This is a genomic window from Jeotgalibaca ciconiae, from assembly GCF_003955755.1.
GTDB lineage: Bacteria > Bacillota > Bacilli > Lactobacillales > Aerococcaceae > Jeotgalibaca > Jeotgalibaca ciconiae.
The window spans coordinates 2,078,969-2,100,419 of sequence record NZ_CP034465.1 but is presented as its reverse complement, the minus strand read 5'-3'; the positions used below and the strand labels follow the sequence as shown (position 1 = coordinate 2,100,419).

16 protein-coding genes and 3 pseudogenes are annotated in these 21,451 nt (G+C 34.2%); all 19 read right to left on the bottom strand.

The features are described 5' to 3' along the window. Positions 1-231: 231 nt before the first annotated feature. The 19 genes and pseudogenes from EJN90_RS09800 to EJN90_RS09710 all read right to left on the bottom strand — a co-directional run bounded on the left by EJN90_RS09800 (position 232) and on the right by EJN90_RS09710 (position 21,438). Entirely contained in the window at positions 232-1,650 is a 1,419-nt protein-coding gene (locus tag EJN90_RS09800; protein WP_126110773.1) for a lipopolysaccharide biosynthesis protein, read from the bottom strand. 133 nt (positions 1,651-1,783) lie between these two features. Beyond that, the gene (locus tag EJN90_RS09795; RefSeq protein ID WP_126110771.1) at positions 1,784-2,572 is read right to left on the bottom strand and encodes a glycosyltransferase; all 789 of its coding nucleotides are present in this window, start codon (positions 2,570-2,572) and stop codon (positions 1,784-1,786) included. A gap of 51 nt (positions 2,573-2,623) precedes the next feature. Then, the gene (locus tag EJN90_RS09790) at positions 2,624-3,886 is read right to left on the bottom strand and encodes an O-antigen ligase family protein (protein ID WP_126110769.1); all 1,263 of its coding nucleotides are present in this window, start codon (positions 3,884-3,886) and stop codon (positions 2,624-2,626) included. Between the two features lie 316 nt (positions 3,887-4,202). Further along, positions 4,203-5,303 carry a glycosyltransferase family 4 protein gene (locus tag EJN90_RS09785; RefSeq protein WP_126110767.1) on the bottom strand — a complete coding sequence of 367 codons (1,101 nt, stop codon included), beginning with the start codon at positions 5,301-5,303 and terminating at the stop codon, positions 4,203-4,205. A 131-nt stretch (positions 5,304-5,434) separates the two neighbouring features. Further along, positions 5,435-6,394, bottom strand: a complete 960-nt coding sequence (locus EJN90_RS09780) for an ATP-grasp domain-containing protein (protein ID WP_126110765.1) — start codon at positions 6,392-6,394, stop codon at positions 5,435-5,437. A 64-nt stretch (positions 6,395-6,458) separates the two neighbouring features. After that, complete coding sequence (locus EJN90_RS09775; protein WP_164544056.1) at positions 6,459-6,923, bottom strand: GNAT family N-acetyltransferase; 465 nt, start codon at positions 6,921-6,923, stop codon at positions 6,459-6,461. A gap of 19 nt (positions 6,924-6,942) precedes the next feature. Then, complete coding sequence (locus EJN90_RS09770; RefSeq protein WP_126110761.1) at positions 6,943-7,902, bottom strand: GNAT family N-acetyltransferase; 960 nt, start codon at positions 7,900-7,902, stop codon at positions 6,943-6,945. A gap of 3 nt (positions 7,903-7,905) precedes the next feature. Then, positions 7,906-8,562 carry a sugar transferase gene (locus EJN90_RS09765; RefSeq protein ID WP_227872496.1) on the bottom strand — a complete coding sequence of 219 codons (657 nt, stop codon included), beginning with the start codon at positions 8,560-8,562 and terminating at the stop codon, positions 7,906-7,908. Next, positions 8,562-9,680: a DegT/DnrJ/EryC1/StrS family aminotransferase gene (locus tag EJN90_RS09760; protein WP_126110759.1), complete on the bottom strand. Its 1,119-nt coding sequence runs from the start codon at positions 9,678-9,680 to the stop codon at positions 8,562-8,564. Before EJN90_RS09760 ends, EJN90_RS09765 begins: the two co-directional genes overlap by 1 nt. A gap of 604 nt (positions 9,681-10,284) precedes the next feature. Further along, on the bottom strand, positions 10,285-10,590 hold the full coding sequence (locus tag EJN90_RS09755; protein WP_126110757.1) for a hypothetical protein: 306 nt from the start codon (positions 10,588-10,590) through the stop codon (positions 10,285-10,287). A gap of 189 nt (positions 10,591-10,779) precedes the next feature. Continuing rightward, positions 10,780-11,904, bottom strand: a complete 1,125-nt coding sequence (locus EJN90_RS09750; RefSeq protein WP_126110755.1) for an IS4 family transposase — start codon at positions 11,902-11,904, stop codon at positions 10,780-10,782. Between the two features lie 195 nt (positions 11,905-12,099). Then, positions 12,100-12,225, bottom strand: a complete 126-nt coding sequence (locus EJN90_RS14125; protein ID WP_265415834.1) for a hypothetical protein — start codon at positions 12,223-12,225, stop codon at positions 12,100-12,102. A 750-nt stretch (positions 12,226-12,975) separates the two neighbouring features. Then, the gene (locus tag EJN90_RS09745; RefSeq protein ID WP_126110753.1) at positions 12,976-13,323 is read right to left on the bottom strand and encodes a cupin domain-containing protein; all 348 of its coding nucleotides are present in this window, start codon (positions 13,321-13,323) and stop codon (positions 12,976-12,978) included. Positions 13,324-13,336: 13 nt separating this feature from the next. Beyond that, a complete protein-coding gene (locus EJN90_RS09740; RefSeq protein WP_126110751.1) occupies positions 13,337-14,653 on the bottom strand; it encodes a glycoside hydrolase family 38 C-terminal domain-containing protein in 1,317 nt (438 codons plus the stop codon). Between the two features lie 23 nt (positions 14,654-14,676). Next, a pseudogene (locus EJN90_RS09735) lies at positions 14,677-14,973 on the bottom strand (ATP-binding protein); the annotation flags it as partial. 178 nt (positions 14,974-15,151) lie between these two features. Continuing rightward, a pseudogene (locus EJN90_RS14055) lies at positions 15,152-16,492 on the bottom strand (ISLre2 family transposase). A 1,759-nt stretch (positions 16,493-18,251) separates the two neighbouring features. Further along, positions 18,252-18,542, bottom strand: a complete 291-nt coding sequence (locus tag EJN90_RS09720; protein WP_126110745.1) for a P-loop NTPase family protein — start codon at positions 18,540-18,542, stop codon at positions 18,252-18,254. A gap of 327 nt (positions 18,543-18,869) precedes the next feature. Then, positions 18,870-19,339, bottom strand: a pseudogene (gene tnpA, locus EJN90_RS09715) (IS200/IS605 family transposase). Positions 19,340-20,043: 704 nt separating this feature from the next. Further along, entirely contained in the window at positions 20,044-21,438 is a 1,395-nt protein-coding gene (locus tag EJN90_RS09710; protein WP_126110743.1) for a zinc ribbon domain-containing protein, read from the bottom strand. Positions 21,439-21,451 lie beyond the last annotated feature (13 nt).

Here is a 21,451-nt window from a genome sequence, read left to right as displayed (position 1 = left end):
TATATAATAGAATATTGATTTATTTTCTGAATTTGAAACACACTTTTAAAATCCATACTTAGATATCTTATGGTCAATTAAACGAAAGTCTGCATTCGATACAAATGTGCTTGTTCTGTATTGCCAATAAAATTTGGTCAAAGTGTTCTTTCAAGTATTTAAAAAGAGACTAGTACTAATTAATCTTTGATAATTAGTAGATACACTAAATAATAAAACCCGCAAAAATTATTAGCTCAAAATTCTATTTCTTTTACCCGTTACAATTTTCAAAATTAGCTTTATATTCTTCTGATTTATCAATAACAAACATAAAAATAAAAGCAGTTCTATAATAAATAACGACACACCCTCGTTATAAAATAACACTATGATCTGAATTCCATAAATAAAGTTATTTAATACAAACTGTGTTTTATTGATTTTAATGTCTACAAATCTTTTGGTATCCTTTAGCCGAATGATAAACATAAAGAAAAAGCAAACAACTGAACTAAGTCCAGCTCCTATCATTCCAAAAATAGGAACAAAGATAATACTGGTGATTAGTGAAACACCACCTGCCGTCACCGAAGTGATTAGCGTTCCTTTGGTTTCTTTAGATGCTGTATAATTTGTACCAATAAAATTTGACAAGCTTTGATAAATAACTGCAACTACTAATAATGGTGTAATTTTCCAACTTTCATAAAAAGACTCTTCAACTAAAAACTTAATTAACGGTTTAATTACTACTATAGTTGCTGAACCAATAGTAAATAGTGCCATAGAATAAACATTGAAGACTTTTGAATAAAAAGTATCTTTATCTTCAGATCCATACTCTTCAAAATAAGAAATCTGCCAAGCTTGAGAGAATATACCCGTTACCAAAGATATAATAGAAGGGATTTTACTAGCAACAGCATATATCCCATTTGCAGCTGAACCAATGAAAATTAAAATAAAATACCTCGCTGACCCCGTGATGATCCACCACATTGCTGTATCTGGAATTATTGGGATTGAGAACTTTAACATTTTTTTCATTAATTTCTGATCAGGTGCGAATTTTTTCACTTTCTTAATGCCTTCAGCAGAATAAAACAAGTACAAAGTCGAAAAAACATTTGAGAATATAAGTGATAGGATATATCCTTCGATTTTATATTTCAAAATAACTATAAAAATAATATTGGAGGAAACAGTAATTAAGGTCATTAAAATACCATTTAAAGCAAATTGTTTTATTAAACCGATTCCTCGAATATATTGTGAATAAAGCGTGTTAAATATGCTAAAGATTAACAATATAAGAAATAAAAGCAGGAGATTATTTTTAGGTTGGTATATCGATATTCCTAGCAAGCCTAAAATTAATATAGTTAAACTAACAACGATTCCATACATTGAAATGTTGCTGAATACATTACTATTTTCATCTTCTGATTTTATATCTATTCCAAATCTAAGAGCAGCTTGGCCCAATTCCAATGTTGTTAAGGGAATAAGGAAGCTTATTGTTGTGATTATTAAATCAACTATTCCGTATTCTTCAGCTGAAAGCAAATGCGTATAAAATGGAACCATAATAAAACTAATTATTTTGCTCCCAAAACTTCCAATAGTGAATATTAATGAATTCCCTATTAGTTTATTGTATCTATTCATATATACTCCTATTTTCGAAATTAATAATTTTAGAAATTGACAAACAAAATAATTAAAATTTTTAATTGTTTTTATATAGTGAAATCATTCATGCTATGAATCAAACAGAATAGATAGATTGATAATAAACCTTCTATCCACCTTGTCTATGATACCATGCAATAATTTTATGAGGGATAAACCCAGCAACTACTGATTTCCATATCGTTACATATTGAACGGGAGTAGCTTTTAACAGTTTATAGTACTTTAATCTATTAAGTATTTCATCTCGACGTGTTGACAATTTTCTTTTTTTATAATCAATTAATCTTACTCTATAATCCAATAAGACATCTTCGACAATGAATATTCTGTACTTATTTAATAGCAATTCAGCCCAAAGTACAAAGTCTTCACATCGTTGAACATTTTTTGTTCTATATCCTCCAACTTTACATACATCATTTTTTTTCATTAGTACCGAAGGATGAACTGGAGCTTTTCGATCCATTAGCTCTCTTTTTGTAATTTCTCCAATAAACTGCTTTTTTATTTTTTCGTTTTTTTCATTCAAAATATTGACTGAACTCCCCACAACTGAATATTGTGGGTTTTTCTCTATAAATTCTACTAGCTTTTCTATTCTATTAGAATGGGCAATATCATCGGTATCCATCCTAACTAAATACTTTCCCTTTGATGCTTCGATAGCTTTATTAAGTGATTTTGCAAGACCTATATTTTCTCCATTTTCAATTAATATTATTCTCTTATCATTAATAGTTTCCAACAAATTACTTAAGGTTTTGTGTTTACCATCATTTACAATTATAAATTCAAAATCTTTGAATGTCTGATTTAAAATGCTTTTAATTGCTTGTTCTAAAATGTCTTTTTCAGTGTTATATTCAGACATAATTACAGAAACTTTAACTTTCATTTTTTTCTCCTTTTAATTTTGAATCTACACAGCAAAATTGGTAGTTCTGTCTTAAATTTCAAATTCGTTATGTCTTTTACTGTAGTAGATTAAGCACCCAATAATTAACCAAAAAATCCTTACATTATTGAAAGATACTGCAACCCCTCCAATTAAGATTACAATCAACATATATTTTAAATAAACAATGTCCCTGTCTTGTTTTTTGGTTAAAAGCATAAATATATACGAAAATAATGTTATGGTTAATGGTAGTCCCCATTCTACTCCAAGTTGTAAGTACGTATTGTGCGCAATAGAACCATAATTATAGACTTCTTTTGTTATTGTAAGATAGGTACCAATCCCCACTCCAAATATTGGAGATTTTTTTATCAATTCAAGAGCTGTTCCCCATGCTCTGTTTCTCCCTGATCCACCGTCTACAATTGCTGTTTCAAAATCGAGAAATAATGGTTCTAACCTCTTAACTATTGGTATAGCATCTGAAATTTTTGGTAAAACATATGTCATAATCGATTTATAATAGAAAACAATAAATGTAATAAAAATGAAAAATCCAAAACTAATCAAAATTGATTTGACATTACTTTTTATTCTTAAACTTCTTTTTAAATACCCCATTAATATAATAAAGACTAATGTCACCAATCCAGTTTTTGATCCTGACATCAAAATAGATATAATAAGCAAAGTCGAAAAAAACCATTTACGTCTAGGAGTAATATTTTCACTTATTATGTAAACTAGTGACAAAATTTGCAACACAGCAAAGTAATTAGGATCATTCATTAGACCTCTATATCTCACACCACCAAAGAAGAACAATTCATTTATAAAGGGAATTCTGATGACAGAAAAAATTAATGCCAATACTCCGACGACTAAAGCGCCTATACTGAGTCCACTGAATACCTTACGTATTCTATCGCTTTTAGCAATTAAGTAGCCTAAGAGTAAGTATATGAAATTTACACATAGTTTTAAGTAATTAACTAATATTTGCATACTTGTAGGCCTTACATTAAAAATAATGGGAACAATATAGACTGAAGCAGTTAAAGTACTCATTATTAGTACTATAAAAAAGCTTAAAGTTTGAAAAGGGATTATCATTTTTTTAGTTAGAGCGATATTTAGTAATATGAGAATAGAAAGAATGTCCGAAAAAGATATATTGATTCCGAAAATAATGGACGATTGATTTAGAAAAAAACCGAATATTATTAGGAAAATACTAAGAGATTTATTTTCTTTTGTATTTTCCTTTAATATGCTTTTTTCTATTGTATTGTATTCAGTTGTTAAGTACATGTATTTATATCTCCCCTTAAGAACCTGTACCTTATTTATTAAATTTATGCCGTACTACTGAATTAGATGTATTTTTTTAATGTTAAATATTACTATTTAGCTGAAATTCGGCCTCTTAAGGAAAGAGGAAAAAGTTATAATCGATTTGAAATTCGTTTCTGAATTAGAAAAGTTTTCTTGGACTCCACTCATCTATTGTATGTTATATGCTAACTTATATATATATATATATCATTGTATACATTTATCATTTTTTTCATCAACTGTGCATCACATGCCAGTCTTTTGATTTTAATTTAGACAAGCAGATTTAAACCTAAGTGTAAACCATTTCCAGTTTTTTTATTATACTTTCTAACTTATAATTCTGTGCCTCGGATTTATTAAATTCACCCATTCTAATTGCGAGTTCATTCTCGTAATAAATTTTAGAGATATAATATATTAATTCATCCATATTATCTTTTTTATATAAAAATCCTCCCTTATTCTCTTTTATTAAATCAATATTACCTCTAATATTTGATCCTATTACAGGCAATCCCACAGCCATTGCTTCAATCAAAGATACGGGTAGCCCTTCTCTTAATGAAGGTAAAATGAATAAATCAGAAGCCTTTAAAATTTCAATGACATCTGTTCTCAAACCCAATATATGGATTTTACTAGATACCTTTAAGTCAGAAGCTAAATCTTTCAGATATGAATCTAAAGATCCTTTGCCACAAATTACATAGTGTATTTTTTGATTTTTCATTTTTGACATTGCTTTTATGACTATTTCGTGATTTTTGTTTTTATTTAATTCTCCGACTGACAAGATAACAAAAGCATCTATTGGTACATTAATTGATTTTCTTTTCTCATCTTTGTTTGAGGGTGTATTATTGATTTTTTTTATATCTAGTCCTACTCCAGGGATATACTGATTTCTTTTTGCCTTAAATTTTTTTGTTGATATTTCAAAATCTTCTTTGTTAATTGTTATCAAAGTATCAGTATAATGAGAGAGTAATTTTTCCAATGGGTAATAAATCAGCCAGTTCTTTAAAGGAGCTCCTTTGTAAAAATGGAACCCATGGGCAGTATAAATTGTTTTAATTGTATCCATATTCTTACATACCATCCTTGTAATAAACGATGCTACAGGGGTATGTGTGTGAACTATGTCGTATTTATTAATCGAAATCACTTTTTTTAGTTTTTTGTACGCTGTGATATTTCCTTTTTTGTGAGGTGAGCGACTAAACTCTAAATTATAAATTTTACAATCAGAACCATTCAATTCCGGAGAAATAGGATTATTTATATTGCATGCTATATCCACTTGGTGGCCTTTTTCTATTAACATCTTTATGTGCGGCAATAGAAAAGCATTCACAGTACTAGAAACTGTGGAAACAAAGAGTATTTTCAATTGATTCTCTCCTTTCTCTCCATGCTAACTTATATATTTAATAAATATTATCTGTCTTGTCCCGTGTTTACTTTAAAAAGTTTGATAATAAACCTTTTTTATACATTTATACAGAATAGAATCGGTTCTTTTCATTTTAAAATTTTCACATCGTTAAATTTCATCATATAGATATCTTCTTCATACTGTCCAATGACACTTTCATTAGCTTGATGATATAAATTTTTGACAATCATTTTAGGAAAGTTAACACCACATTCATATGCATGAGGATATCCCCCTCCAAATCGAGGGTTAATTTCAGAAATGTAATATCTATCTTTTACCTTAAAAATATCTATATCGATAGTCCCCATAGGATTAATGATATTTATAAGTTCAACAATAATAGCAAAAAGTTCATCATCTTTAACTGACTTGGATTTATCTGTTTCGCCTGCTCTCATTTTTATTTTTTCTTTTATAAAAATAGACACAGGTTTTTTCGAAATCATATCGACGTAAACATCAGCTCCATACTCTACTCCATCCAAAAATTTTTGAATCATTAAGTTATCATGCCCATCGAAAAGAGTGTTAATTTCTTCTTCAGTATTTACCTTACTAATATTAATACTTGCGCTCCCTTTAACTGGCTTAACAAACACTGGGAAGCTAATGCTACCATCTCTTAAATCATTAAAAAACTCTTTTTTATCTACATAACTCCTGATAGAATTAAAATCATTATTACTTAAAAATTCATTAAAACAATATTTGTCAAAACACATCTCGATGACATCGTAGTTTGATACTAATGGTAAAGTACCTATTTCTAAAAACTTTTCTTTATTTTTTGCTAATAAACTAAGTTCCGGATCAATTAGCGATAAAACAGCATTAACATTATTTGTTTTGCAAATATCTAATATGGTATCCAGATAGTTATCTTCATTCATTCTAGGAACAATAAAGTGTTTATCAGCTTCATATAGAGCAGGTGCAAGTTCACTGCAGTCAGTTGCTAGTACTTGTCCTTTGCCCCTCAGTTCTTCTTTAAAGTATCTAACAATTTTATTTCTTGTTCCACAACTTAGTATTAGTATGTTCACATTTTGACCTCCACAAACATTTTCAACATAATCTGAACTTAAATATCGATTATCAGGTTGGATTTCATAATTCTAAACGCATTTGTATTCTTTCTGACTTAAAACCTAAATTTTCATAAAGCTTTATAGCTTTATCATTGGTTGGAATTACTGTCAAATCTAGAGCCTGGTAATTTAAGGTATCTTTTGCGAAAAGCTTTATTTTTTCGATTAGTTTTTTTCCTATTCCTCGATTTTGATAAGATTTTGAAACCACCAATGAATTAATAAAAATGCGTTCTTCATTGAAAAAAGTTCTTGGATAACCCCAAATAAATCCAATCAGCTTTTCTTCTTCGAAAGCACCAAAAAGAAACGCTTTATATTGAGGAATATACTGAAATAATTCTTTAGTTTTTACTCGATTATAATTATTTATTTCATTAGCGTTATTAAAATGGAGCGATGAGCTGTAGTTTTTTAACTCTATTAACTCTTCAAAAATACTTTCTAGCATAATTTCATCAATTTGTTTGATATAGATAGTCATTTCTACCTCCAAAAAATTTCTATTCATTCTTTCTATACTCTGGGAAAAACCCTTCTCGTGGACCCCCGACTTGCTCAACTAGTCTATTATAGATTTGTTCATTGTTTATTTTCTTTCCAATGTAAAAAGGATATCCTAATGAAATTCTATTTTTAAATTTTTCTAATGGACTATCTTTTTTTGCACTCCCTAAATCAAATATTTTTTTACCTAAGTTTGCAGCAAAGTTTGCAGCTTCATAGAGTAATAAAGAATTTGCATTTAGATAACTATATTCAGGGTTATTGGCTGCAAAATGATAGTGAGCTACATCTTGGCCCAGTATAATCATGGCAGAAGAAATAACTTTGTCCTCATATAGAGCTTGAAAAAAAGTAATTTCATTCGGAAAATATTTTAGGTAGTTTTCTAAAAATGTTTTATCAATTCTATAGTAATCACTAACATTATGTTTTTCTTCAGTAAATTCATATATATCCAAAAAATCTTTTAAGAATTTATTGTTTGTTCCATGAATAATTTCCACATCATTTTTTTTTGCTTTTCGAACTTCATTCCTCTTTTTCTTATTGTACTCTTCCATAAAAAAATCCGTCTCTAAATTGTTGCAATACACTTTACCATAAAAACTAATATCATACACACTATCGAAATATTTGTGATTATCGTTCCATGGGCTGAACCTTATATATTCAGCGATTATTTTTTCTTTTTCACAATATTCCTTAAATTCTCTTGAATATTCTTTTATGAGATTCGATACATCTTCTAATTTGTTTTTTTCAACCCAAGGACCACATTGTCCTCGAGGGGTCACAATATCATAATATGTTATGCCATCTACAATTCCTGCTTTGCGTTTTATAAAGGGATAAATTATTTTTGATTCTCCTTTGTTAAAAGTGTATATCTTTGCTTCCCCGTTCTCTTTTGCTTGTTGTAAATTAACCCAACGTTTATCCATATATATACTTTTCATTATTTAATTCTCCTGTTTGATATTGATTTTATCTTTTTTCAGAAAAACTTCTCCATAAACACTCTCTCTTTTAATAATTTTTTCAACTGTTTTGAGGACTAATTTTACATCTAAACCAAATGAAACATCACTTGCATACTTAATGTCCAACTTAAATCGTTCGTCCCATTCAACATTATTTCTATATACAATTTGTGCTAAACCAGTTACTCCCGGACTCATATTAAATCTATCTTTTGCCCATTCTGGATATGCGTCATACCCTTTATAAGGAGAGTATGTAGCTGGGGGCCTTGGACCCACAATTGACATATCCCCTTTCAATATATTGATGAATTGCGGCAATTCATCTAAGCTGGTTTTACGTAAAAAAGAACCGACCTTAGTTATTCGACTGTCCGTTAAACTTCTAATCGATAAACCTGTTCCCATTTGTTCGGCTCCAACTATCATCGTTCGGAATTTATATATTTCAAACTTGCGCCCATATAAACCGATTCTCTCTTGTTTAAACAAAACTGGTCCGGAAGAAGTTATTTTTATAGCGGCTGAAATTATTAAAAACAACGGAAATAGCAATACAATTCCTGCAATCGATCCAATAATATCGAGCAGTCTTTTTATGTAATTTACGTATAGACTATTCAAATAATTTGGCACTATATCCACAACCCCTTTATTACCATACAGACTCTTTCCAAATCTTCATCAGTCATTTTTGTATCACTTGGTAAGCAGACTCCATTTTCGAACAAATACTGCCCTACATTCCCACCGATATAATCATACTTTTCAAAGAATGGCTGTAGGTGCATTGGTTTCCAAATTGGTCTGGATTCAATATTCTCTTCTTCCAGAGCTTTCATTAAATCTAATGGTTTTACTTTTCCATCTAGTGTAATGGCTGACAACCAGAAGTTCGGTTCATTCCATATGTTTTCTGGCATGAAGTTAATACATTCTAAGTGGTTGAGTTCGTTTTTATAAAAATTATAAATGTATCTCTTCTTAGCTACTCGTTGATCCAGAACTTTTAATTGTCCTCTACCAATCCCAGCGGCTACATTACTCATGCGGTAGTTATACCCTAATTCGCTATGTTGGTAATGACGTGCATCATCACGGGCTTGCGTAGACCAGAAGCGTACCTTTTCTACTTTTTCTTTGTTATCAGAAACTAACATCCCGCCACCTGATGTAGTGATGATTTTGTTCCCATTAAAAGAAAAAATACCATATTCGCCAATGGTACCGGTATGTTGTCCTTTATAGTAAGTTCCTAGGGATTCAGCAGCATCCTCGATAACAGGAACATTGTATCGATTACAGATTTCCATAATCCGGTCCATGTCTGCAGATAGGCCGTATAAGTGTACAATCATAACTGCTTTCACTTGTGGGTATTTGATAAATGCTTCTTCCAGTGCATTAGGATTCATGTTCCAGGTTTCCATATCACTGTCTATGAATACCGGCGTTGCATTTTGATAAATAATTGGGTTCGCAGTTGCTGAGAACGTCAACGATTGACAGAAGACAATGTCTCCCTCGCCTACTCCAGCAGCTTCAAGTGCTAAATGAAGGGCAGCGGTTCCCGATACCGTTGCGGCTGCGTGTTTCGCTCCGACCTTTTCAGCAAGTTCACTCTCGAAGCCATTCACATTCGGCCCTAATGGAGCAATCCAATTTGTGTCAAATGCGTCTTGGACATATTGCATCTCATAACCTTCATCACTCATATGGGGTGAAGCAAGCCAAATTTTTTTATTTTCACTCATCTTCTTAGCCATCCTTTATGGAATTATTTTGAATATAAAAATGAGACTTATTAATCTTTTAAATCTCTTTTCTGACAAGAGATTTTCTTAATCATTATTGATTATATTATCATTAAAGTCATATTTTTCCATGTTGATTTGTTAAATAATTACTAATTTTTTTTTGATAAACACAAACTGAAATAATGTTCCTTTGGTTCCGCTTTACTTTTTTTCACATTACCGAACGTTCACAAACTATTTATAATTAAATGTAACGTTTATGATTCAACAGAGTATTAGTATAAAGGAAATATAATTTCCTTTAACTATCTTACCATTAGTTTGGGTGTGTTTGCAGTAAATTCCGGAATTTTCTTTAAATTTACTTAATCTTTACATGCTTTCCTTTGTAAATCGATTTCACTTAGTTACCAGAGAGTAAAAGAAAAAAGACCAAGACTGCTGGCTTCTGTGTCTATCGTTCTTCCGTGAGATTTTCCAATGTTTCATACATTCCCGAACATTCACGGTATAACTTTGCTAGGTCAAGGAAGTATTCTTGTTCGAAGTCTACTGGACAAGAATCCATCTTCCATTCAAAGCGTAAGATCGTGTTTAAGTTTTATACGGTTTTCATAATTTTTCCGAGAGCTTCTATCTCATTTTCCGTGATACATCCTTGCTTGAGTTCTCCTAAGATTTCCTCAATATCTTGGATGACCGAATGAAAAAAGAAGATGCTCTCATAGATTCTGCAGCGGAAGGTGATGCTGAAACGATTGTAATAGTCACACTTGATCAGCTCGCGTAAATAATGATTCACCGCTTCGATGGTTTGGTTTAATTCGTTTTGTACTTCCAATAGGCTTTCTGTGACACATTCTATAGAATTGAGATTGATTCTGACGTCAGTATATTCGGCACTCATACAATTTTCCTCCTTATAACTTCTCACTAGTGGTGCATAGATAACATTAGCATAATGTCAGAATTGTCTGAACATTATCTTTTGCTAAAATTTGAAAAACATCAAATGCTGGCGCAGAGGATGACTTTTTTCCAGAAATTTTTATGCTCTATTCAATTGAAAACAGAGTAACATCGTTATTTTTAAGCTTTACCCATTAGGCTTATATTTTTCTAACCAACATTCTGAAGGCTCAAACATCAGATAATGAAAGGATCGTTTCATCTGGAAAAGGGTTACCGTCAATCCTAGTTTGATTTTTATCAGATAGGTGAGTAGGGTTGCGATAAGAGTGAGCATGACTTGGTTTATTGCACCTTGCTCACTTTGTGAGTAAAGCTTTTTAATCGTTAAATTTTGCTTCAAATGCTTAAAGAACAGTTCTATCTGCCAGCGCGCTTGATACATGTCTGCGATCTTTTTAGCTGAGACGTCGAAACGATTCGTTACAATGCGGAGTAATTTTTGACCTTTGGTCAGAATCGTAACGAGTCTGAACCGCTCTGTCACATAGCCTACACCACCACCGAGAAGTACTTGTTGGTCACTAATAATCTTGCCGTCACTCATCTCAGGACTGTCCACCGGGATTTGATCCAAAACGGTGATTCGAGTGTTGGACTTCGTCCTTGTGACAAAGAAATAGCCATCATTGTGTAGCCGGTCAAGCAGCTTATAATCAAAATAACCTCGATCAACCACATAGGTTGCCTCCGCCTTATTTACCAGTAACTCAAATTGATTGCGATCATGCTCTTCGGCATTCGTAATGGAAAAACTTTCTGGATACTGATTGTTCTTATCTAAATAACAGAGATTCAAATGAAGCTTGATACCCGATTTCGTCTTGCGAAACTTCGCCCAAGGAAACCACGTTTTATTCAGTGGGATCGTTGTTGAATCAATAATTTGAAGGCTTGATGTTTTTGAACTTGGTCGTTGTTTTGAAATCTCCCGAACTAAGTTGGTAAAAATTTCCATCAGGACTTCTTGACTTGTATCTGTTGTCCTACGGGACAACGAGCTGGGATGCAACGAATCGATCCCGACTTCTTTACATAATCGCTTATCCATAAAGGAACGACTTATTTCACGGTAACTGGGTAATTCTTCATAGACGGCGTACAAGAGAACCTTGATGGTTGTTTCAAAATCCAGTTTTTTACTGTAATAATTAAAGTTTTCAATAGTAGTTTTGGCTTCTTTAGATAATTCACTAAAATTTATCGAGGAAAACCATTTCTGAAATGATGTTTTTTTGTTATACTTATCCATGGTATAGTCCTTTTTTATTGGTCTTGGATAAGTCATCCTGGATTCAGTATAAAGGACTTTTTTGTGTGAAGATAGCTGTAAATCAAGGTTTTGAGAATTAAAAAATCTTTGCAACACTAGTGATAACTTCTTATATCTGTATTATAAGGGATAAATGCTGAATCCTGACCAAATATTCATAAATGAATATTTTAATTAATAGACTGTAATTTTTCGTTTTACTACTGCTAGATGTTGCGTTAACAATCGCTCAATTTTTTCTGACTCGTCATCATCCGCAATTGCTTCCGTGACTTCTAACAACTCTTCATAAAATGGCACGAACTCGACTGCTTCTTTTTCTGAATTGAAAGATAGTATTCTCGTTTCTAAGTTATCAAAGTATATCTTTATGTGATTATCAAACAGTCCCATTACGATTAAGAGTGTAAAATATTATTAGTATCTTTTACTCGTCAGTTCCATAAATTGAAAGAAAAATTTCTTCACAATTTCTTTTAAAAAAACGTAAAAAAAGGCAGCTACATAAAGCAACTGCCAGATTATAATCTTTGGAGTAATTATGGCCTCTCCTAAATCCTTTAGGGAGGACTTTTATTGTACACTATGTGTTTTAAAACGGAAGCGTTTTTAAAATGTTTTTAGAAATTTTACGCCAATATAGCTTCCATTCTGCATTATGAGGTTCGTCAGCAATCCCTTCAGCTCTCTCAAAAAATAGACAAACAAAAATGGCAGTTGCATAAAGCAACCGCCAAACATAATAAATCTTTGGGGGGATTTATTATAGATATCTCCCTCACTGGTGAAGGAGATAAACTTATTGTACATCATGTCTTTTAAAAATGGAAGCGTTTTTTAAAAATATTTAATAAATTAATGACTGGCCTATCAAAGTGAAAAAGTGTATGTGCTCATAGATCTATTTTTCTAATAAGGTAAATATGTTTTTCCCAATCTAGCTTGGGGAGCGTCAATAAACGTTCATTATTCGTTCAAAAACATCATAAGAGAATAAAAAAATAACGTTCCATCTGCTTTTGATGCAAATGGAACGTTATTTTTGCTAGATCAATTAGATTTCACAACATCCAAAAACTCATCTCTCATAGGTGTAAAGATATCGAATAATTCTGAATTTACTTCTAGTGGTATACATCCATGGCGTACATGAGGTTCAAATAGTAAGCTGTCCCCAGCTTTTACCTCAATTTCTTCGTCTTCCCTATAAAATCTAAAAGACCCTCTTACAACATAGGTTAATTGTTGATGCATATGCTGGTGCATATTACGATCATCTGTTAACTGGTTAAAACGAACTTTGACCGCCATCAAATCATCATTATATACAGCGATAGCGCGTTCGGAATAATCTGAAATAGGATTAAAATGGTCTTCTTGGTGTACGAACTCACTCATATGATTCTCCTCTCTATAAAGCTACTAGAATTGTCTTAATTTCATACGGTTTGAATGACAAATGAATTGGATTCAACTGTATATCCGATAGGGTTTCTTCCAATAAATTTGTATCCTGCCAGCTTTTATAGGCTATTTTCAAATCAATGCTAGCCTCTGTACTTTTCCCTTCAGATTCATAGAATCTTAGCACAATTGATTCGGGCTGAGTTTCTGCTCGCTTAACCGTTTCACAGATAATGTTGTTTGAATCGATCGTTACCAAGCTTTCTTCACCATTTTCCTTATCAGCAACTGCTTGGATTATAGCTGGATAGTTGAGATCATAGGCTTCTTTGTAAACATCACTTTCTCGAAATGTTCCTTGATGAGGATATAAGGAATAGGTAAATTGGTGCCGGCCTTTATCTACCTCAGGTGCGGGATACTGGCTTCCTCTTAATAAAGAGAGATAGAGTGTCTCTTCTTGGATAGCATGCCCATATTTGCCATTGTTTAGAAGACTCAAACCAAATGATTGTTCGGATAAATCAGCCCACTTTTGTGCACAAACTTCAAAGCGAGCCTGATCCCATGATGTATTCAAATGGGTTGGTCTTTCGTAATTTCCAAATTGAATGTCATAGGTTGCCTTACCGACATGGATCGGGGTTGGAAATTTAGCTTTTAGTAACAGGTGCTTTTCATACCAATCGACTTCCGTTTCAAAATCAATTCGTGTGCTATGTTTATAAAAAATAATTCGCTGGGTCATTTGTGACTGATTAATGTCACGGATGACTTCAACCACTGTTCTAAGCGGTGTGTTCTTGACGAGTTTAATATGAGCGTCTGTTTCAACTACTTTAGGGTGGTTCAGTGAATGAGCATCAATATTCCAAGCATCAAACTCTTTCGGCAAGTCTGGATAGAGTACCATTTGATTCATAGTCGCTCCTTCTGCCACCATATCACGCTGTAACGCCTTGGCATATAAGCGACTAATTTCGCCTTTAGTGTTAAATGATACGCTATAGTGGTCATTTTCTAAGGTATGACTGTCATTCGACCATTGTGAGAGTGTTGCTTCATCTTGGTTAGTTAGTTGACTTAGATTTACTTTTTTGACCCCATAAGCAGGAACATGTTCGATTAAATAATCAGTGCCTTGGTGATTGATTAGGATATCTCGTTCAAATGATGTTGTATTCACAGCTAAATAGTGAGAGCTATCCTGCTGTTCCTGCCAGCCTAATCGTTTAAGGGCCTGCATTATATAGTCACGGCAAATCTCTTGCGCCTGTTGTGTTTTGCAATAGTTTTGTACACAAGATTGCAAAGAAAAGTACACAATGTTGCCACCCGATATTTCCGTTATTTTGATGTATTTGATAGCGCGTTTTTCAGCCGGTAGCTCTCGCCAGTAAAACTTAAAATATGCGCATGATGAATCAAGCGATCCACCAGTGCAGCCGTTAACCGAGGGTCAACGAAAACACGGTTCCATTGGCTGAATTCAAGGTTCGATGTAATGATGATACTTTTCGTTTCATACCAATCACTGATGAGCTGAAAGAGCAGCTCAGAGCCTTCCTTCGTGAACGGGACATAGCCCATCTCGTCGAGTATGACACATTTTACTTTATCAAACCGTCTCTTAAACTGCTCGAGGGTGTGATTCCGGTATGTGTCAAATATTTCTCGGTGACCCTTTTGAATCCTATTTCCTACAGGCTTTTGCCTACTATCATTTTATTGCTTGTTCTTACTACCGCGCTTCGCTTGGTGGACCTCGAAAAACAGAAGAAACGAAAAATCCGTTTCTCCCATTTTTCGAGGTGTTAGGGAGTTACCTCAACCTCATCGCTTTGTGGAGGTTTCCCATTGCGTCCGAAGCGTTTCTGTGGAGAATACGGCCCGATTTTGCTCCTACGGAAGCCGCAGGCTTTCCCTTACGCAAAGCCATTCGAACGGCCAACTTCAAATCTTGGGGATAGGTCTTTTCATATTCGGGAATTTCTTCCGTGAGTGCTTGGTCAAACGTCTGGTTCTTCAAGGCTTCAATCAAGCAGACCATGGATTGAGCCCCTTGATCACTCCAGTACTTCCCGTTCCGCTTCATCCGGTAGCTATAGATACGGTGATTGCTTTCGCAACTGCCGATTCCCTGCACCGTTTCTTCCAGTTGATAGGCTTTTAATCGTTTCAAGTATGCCCAATTCCTGCTTAAGTAATGGGTTAATTTTTCAATATGGCGGAGCTGGTCCTCGCCGTGAGCCTCATCGACTCTGCTTTCCGCAGTATCTAGGATCGCAACCACTTGCTCCCACTAATGGGCCCACACGGCCTGCTTCATCGGTTTTTCCAGGTCTTTGCAGAACCCCAGCCGACTCTTGATTTTGGCATGGACATGATAACGGTCAATAAAGTGGATGTGTTGCCGACAGAGGCCAATGGCTTGTTCACAGTGGTTAATGCAATACCCGGAGCCCCCGTCTACATTGGATAAGACAATCGTGTTGCTCAAATCATAGGTGGCAGATAAATAAGTTTCCAATTGTTGCCAGACATCGGCACTGCTCTTTAAAGAGGAAAAGTAGTAGGGACGTACCAGCTCCGTCCGCTTGCCGTTTCGCTCGACCCCTTCAGACACTTGAACCCGGTGGATTTCCTTGCGTTTCTTCTTTGTCCCCTTGATCAGGAGACCATCCCCCTCAACCACGAGGACGGGAACCTGTCGGTTTTCCGGCAGACGCACGGATAGTTCTTCCAAATGGTGGTTCGTCCACTCTCCCTGGACAGCGCCGATTTGATCGACAATATTTTTTACTTGTCCATGGCTCATGGTAAAAGACGTAAACAGCTCAACCGCCTTTTCGACGCCCCGGTAGACAACTTTCGTACTCAATTCTGCCACTTGTCTTTGGGCCAGTAGGGAGTAGCGCTTGCCTTTCTCAAATCCACAGGATTGGTCTAACGCATATACGCCTGTTTCGCCGGGTTTCTTCATCCGCCTCCGGGTGAACGTAACCGCTCCGAATAGGAACTGGATGGTGCGGGTGTCCGAACGCTCGACTCTATAGCCTTTTTCCCGCCATTCTTTTTGAGGTTCATCGTCAATGGCTTCCAACGCCATCCGCATTAATTCACCAACAAACTGGGCAAAGAAAATGATCAATTTTCGTTCCATTTCGATGGCGTTATTGGAAGCCTTTATTATTTTGATGATTTCTGCTACACTGTTTTCCATGGGAGACCTTCTCTACACTATATTTAGGCCGCGAACCTATAGTAGTAGTTTAAGGGTCTCCCTCTTTTTGTTCAACATCAGAATAGTATTACCGAGAAAAATTATACACTTAGCAAATAATCGATTGATAATGATATACTATTTTTATAATCCTTTACAAATCATGTAACAATATTATAAAAAACTATTTCTGGAATATCAACTACCAAATGATCTTCATGAATACGCCTTACCTTTTTTACTTCTCTCAATATATTTATGTTCGATCTCGTTGCTATTAAAATAACATACATTTAAATTTTTCTTGTGAAGAAGATACTAATGGATTCTTTAGATTTTCTTGGCGAATTGATTCTTTTACTATCCTCACATTTTATTACTTAAGAAATTGGTACGTTCGTATGACTAAAAAGCTTTGAAAGAAGAAAAGTAATATTTAGAAAAATCGAGTGAGCTCCCACAGTATCACAATTTGAAAAAATTTAAGCATAACATGATTTATGATAATATATCTCTATTTTTAACTTTACTAAATTTACAAACCCTTTTTTTATGCCAATGTGTGGACATACAATTCACGTTAAAATTACAAAAAATAAATAAACAGTATCTTTTCTGATGAGAAACAATTCATTAACGAGAAAATATTATTTTATAATTATTCTATACATCAATCAAAGTCTACAATTTTCATATTTAGTTAATTCGATTTCTGAATTTGCATTAACATTCTTTAATGCACTATCCTGTGATTCCATATATTCAAAATACCCAGACTTTCATCATACTCATTCTGAAAAGCTAACAATACATCTTCTATATTAAATTCATTTACTTTTGTCATTAAACTCTTAAAACTATTTCAATTTCGATTATACTTCCCAATTTTTCTCTATTTAGGACCTCTTTTAAAAAAATGAAAAAAAGCAGCTGCATAACGCAACCGCTCAATCATAATCTTTGGGGGGATTATGATCTCTCCTAAGTTTCTTTAGGGGATACTTTTATTATACACAATGTCTTTTAAAATGGAAGCGGTCTTTTAAACGTTTTTTTATAATTGTGAAGAATTTAGTAAATTGTAAAATACTTCACTTTATATTCAGTTTATTTTTTGTATCCTTCTTTTTGTTTACTTAATCTATAGAGGGAATAACAATCTTAAACATCTATACTGCAATAAAGAATCTTTTAGATTTAATTGATTGGTAAGCTCCCATGCTGCTTGCTTATCCAGCTCGCTATACTAATATAGCTTCCATTTTGAGTCAGCGTATTTTTCAATTAAATATTCAAATTTAATCTACATAGTGAGGATAATCGGCTATTCTTTCATTCTTCTCAAAAATACACAAAAAAATAGCAGTTGCACAAAGCAACTGCATCACACAATAAATCTTTGGGGGGATTTATTATGGGGCATCTCCTTCACTAGTGGAGGAGATAAACTTATTATACACCATGTCTTTTAAAAATGGAAGCGTTTTTTAAATGTTTTTTGTTTATTTACCATTATAATTATTCCTGTCATCTCGCCTTTGTATTACAATCTACTTGGCATAGGAATCATTCCTCAAAGGCTTTAGCCCAAGGAATGATTTATAAGATATAAATCTTCAGGTTCAATCAAATACAAATCACCATTTGTCTCTTACATCAACCGATTACTTTGATGTAATTTTGTATTTTCAAAAAGATTTCATACGGTTCTTGCATTTCCAAATTTTTCATCTTTTTTACTTAACATTTGTTCAAACAAATGATGTAATTCGGCGATTGCTTCATCCGATAAGCGGAACCCATTGTTTTCTACCAGCGTCACAAATATCTCGCATAGCTCTTCCTTTGAATAATCAGGAAATTCAATGGTGTGTACGATTCTGCTTTTTACCCCGGATTTCATTCGAAGTAGTATTTCCATTTCTTTGGTATACCCTGCCATTATTACAATCAACTTGTCTCGGTTGTCTTTCATTTCTTTTATTAACATAATGATTCAGCTGTGTGGCAGAACTTAACGTAAGGCGATTTAAGTCATGGTTTCTGGGATATTTTTCTTCTATTAAAAAATCTCGAGTGCGAAAGATTCGTCAGTTGAAAATAGATTTGAGCTTGCAACTGCTGAACTTTGTCTGGAAACTGTAGTTTGGGCTGTTTTGAATAGCTACAAACTTTTTCTAACCACCAATCAAAACCACCAGTGTAAACTGGTGGTTTGCTCTTCAGCTGAAAGCCTCTATTGCCGGCCTAGGCCTGAAAGGCCTACTGAAAAGTCTCCCTCCTGCACCACATTCACGCGCTGATTCTAAAGAATCTCTTATTTTTTCTTATTCTTTTCTCCGGTGAATGGATCAAACTCTTCAAAGAGCGTCAATTGATCACTCATATAATCATCTTTCAGCTGATTTCGAATATAATGTTGAATCGGTTCTTTATTCCGACCCACGGTATCCACAAAGTACCCGCGGCACCAGAACTTCCGATTGCCATACCGATATTTCAAATTGGCGTGCCGATCGAATGTCATTAAGCTGCTCTTACCTTTCAAATAATCCATGAATTGGGAAACACTCAGCTTGGGCGGGATACTGACCAACAGGTGGATAGGATCCCGACAAGCATTTACTTCATGGATTTCAACACCTTTTCGCTCGCAAAGTTCACGAATAATCTGACCGATGCTTTGGAGGTACTTTCCATAAATGATTTGTCTTCTATATTTTGGAAAAAAACAATGTGATACTTACATCTCCATTTGCTGTGTGCTAAATTATTCTTGTCCTGCATGGGACGACCTCCTTTTATTGTGAGTGTGCCGGTCGGGAAACCAGCCCTATTCTAGCATAAAAGGAGGTTTTTTTGCCCCACGCTGGAAGCTCTTTGGAACCCCCGGCGTAGCCAGGGGTTTTCGAAAAACAAAAAAAAGAGCAGCTGCATAACGCAACTGCTCAATCATAATCTTTGGGGGATTATGATCTCTCCTAAGTTCTTTAGGGGATGCTTTTATTATACACGATGTCTTTTAAAATGGAAGCGTTTTTTTGAAATGTTTCTATTATTTGTGAAATCTTTAATTTTTCTTAAAATAATAGCTGTTAGATTTAGTCTGTTTTTTGTACCTTCTTTTTGTTTACTTCCTCCACCGAGGGATTAACTATCTAAACTATCTATACTCCAGTAAAGAATCTTTCAAATTTAAGTGATAGGCAAGCTCCTTGTAACAATATCGCTTCTATTTTTCACTTAAATATTCAAAATAAGGATATCTTAAGTTGGCTCAAACTGAAAGTTATAGCCGTGTCTCTAACTCTGCATATACTTTGAGAAAAGATAGTTATTAACCAAGTACTGATTCTCATTTATTAGAGTGGCCACAAGCACACAAAAAAGAAGTAGGGGCCGGGAAAAAACTCCCGGCCCCTCTAGTGTTAACGAATAATAGTGGCGTAATCGCCTTTTTTCCCACTCTCACTTCTTTTTCACTTTCTCCATTAATTCAACGTATCAACCTTACTAGTTATTTCGCTCAATGTGAATCCAATCCCATCCCATGAATCAGAATCTTCAAATGATTCGATGATGAAGGTATACTCATAGGCTTCTTCTAAATCATCGCGGTTTGAATCATAGGAATAAGTCGTTGTCAGCTCGAAGTCCATTGTAACCGTATATAAATTCACATCTGTTTGTGTGATGTCGGTTACTTCTAAGTTCCAACTCAAATATTTGGCATCGGCATTGTCACGAAATACCTTGGCATATTCAGTAAAACGGGTATATAGTTCATTGTCTTTTCCGCCAGTTAAGTAGGAAGCCAGATCCTCATTGTCTTTTTCTTTTAAGGATGATTCGTCTGCTTCAGACATATAGACAATTTTACGTGTTAGTGGTCCAAACAACTCATCGACAACCGTCTGGTAACTAAAGTCATTGGGGAAGCTTAGGTAATAATAATCATAATTATAATCACTTAATTCCACTGATTCTGATTTTAGGGTACCAGATGGGAAATCCATGCCTAACTCTAACATCATCCCTTCTGACCAAGATACCGGTCCAAATGTACCAGAACCGTCTGTTAAGTTACCAATCTTTTCGCCATCTAGATAAACATCGGCAATATCTTGGTTACTTGATACCTCGAATTCTACCCCTTCAATATGAAGGTAAGCATCCCACTCGTGGCTATATAGAATCGTTTCTTTTGTTTTATTCTCGAATTCGTAACCATTGATTTCAGCTGCAGCATTCAGTTCAAAGACACCCGGGGCATAAGGCCCTACTTCGGTTGTATAGTCTTCCACAGTTGAAGTTGCTACGTTCTCGCCATTGATACTAATAGCAGCATCCTTAACATTGACACCAACGTTGAAATAAACTGGATTGATAACCAGATCATAGTTGTCAAAAAACAACATGGTCTTACCCTTTTGCTCTAAATAGATTTCATCGCCATTGTACAAGCTGTCTTGTCGTAGAGCGCTACTAATTTGACTGACATAGCTTTTATTCTCTTCAAGGTAACGAACATAGGGTGCCAGCGATTCAGCTGTTACTTTAAAGTTTGGATCATTCGTCTTAACGGCATCAGCAATTCGTTCTGCGTCGGCAGATGCTAATATTTCGATATAATTATCGACTTGGCTCTCCTTACTATAAGCTTTTTCACCGATTTTATAGCCTCCGAGTAAAGCTAATAGAGCGACAACTACAACAGCCGCAATTATTTTTTGTGTTTTCGTTAGTGCCTTCATATCCGGTTTAGTAACGGTTATCGACTTTTGTTGTGGAGTTTCTTTCACCTCACCATTAAAGTCATGACCACACTCTTTACAAAATCGTGTTTCGCTATTATTTTCAGTTCCACAATTTGGACAAAATTTCATTTTAGATTCTCTC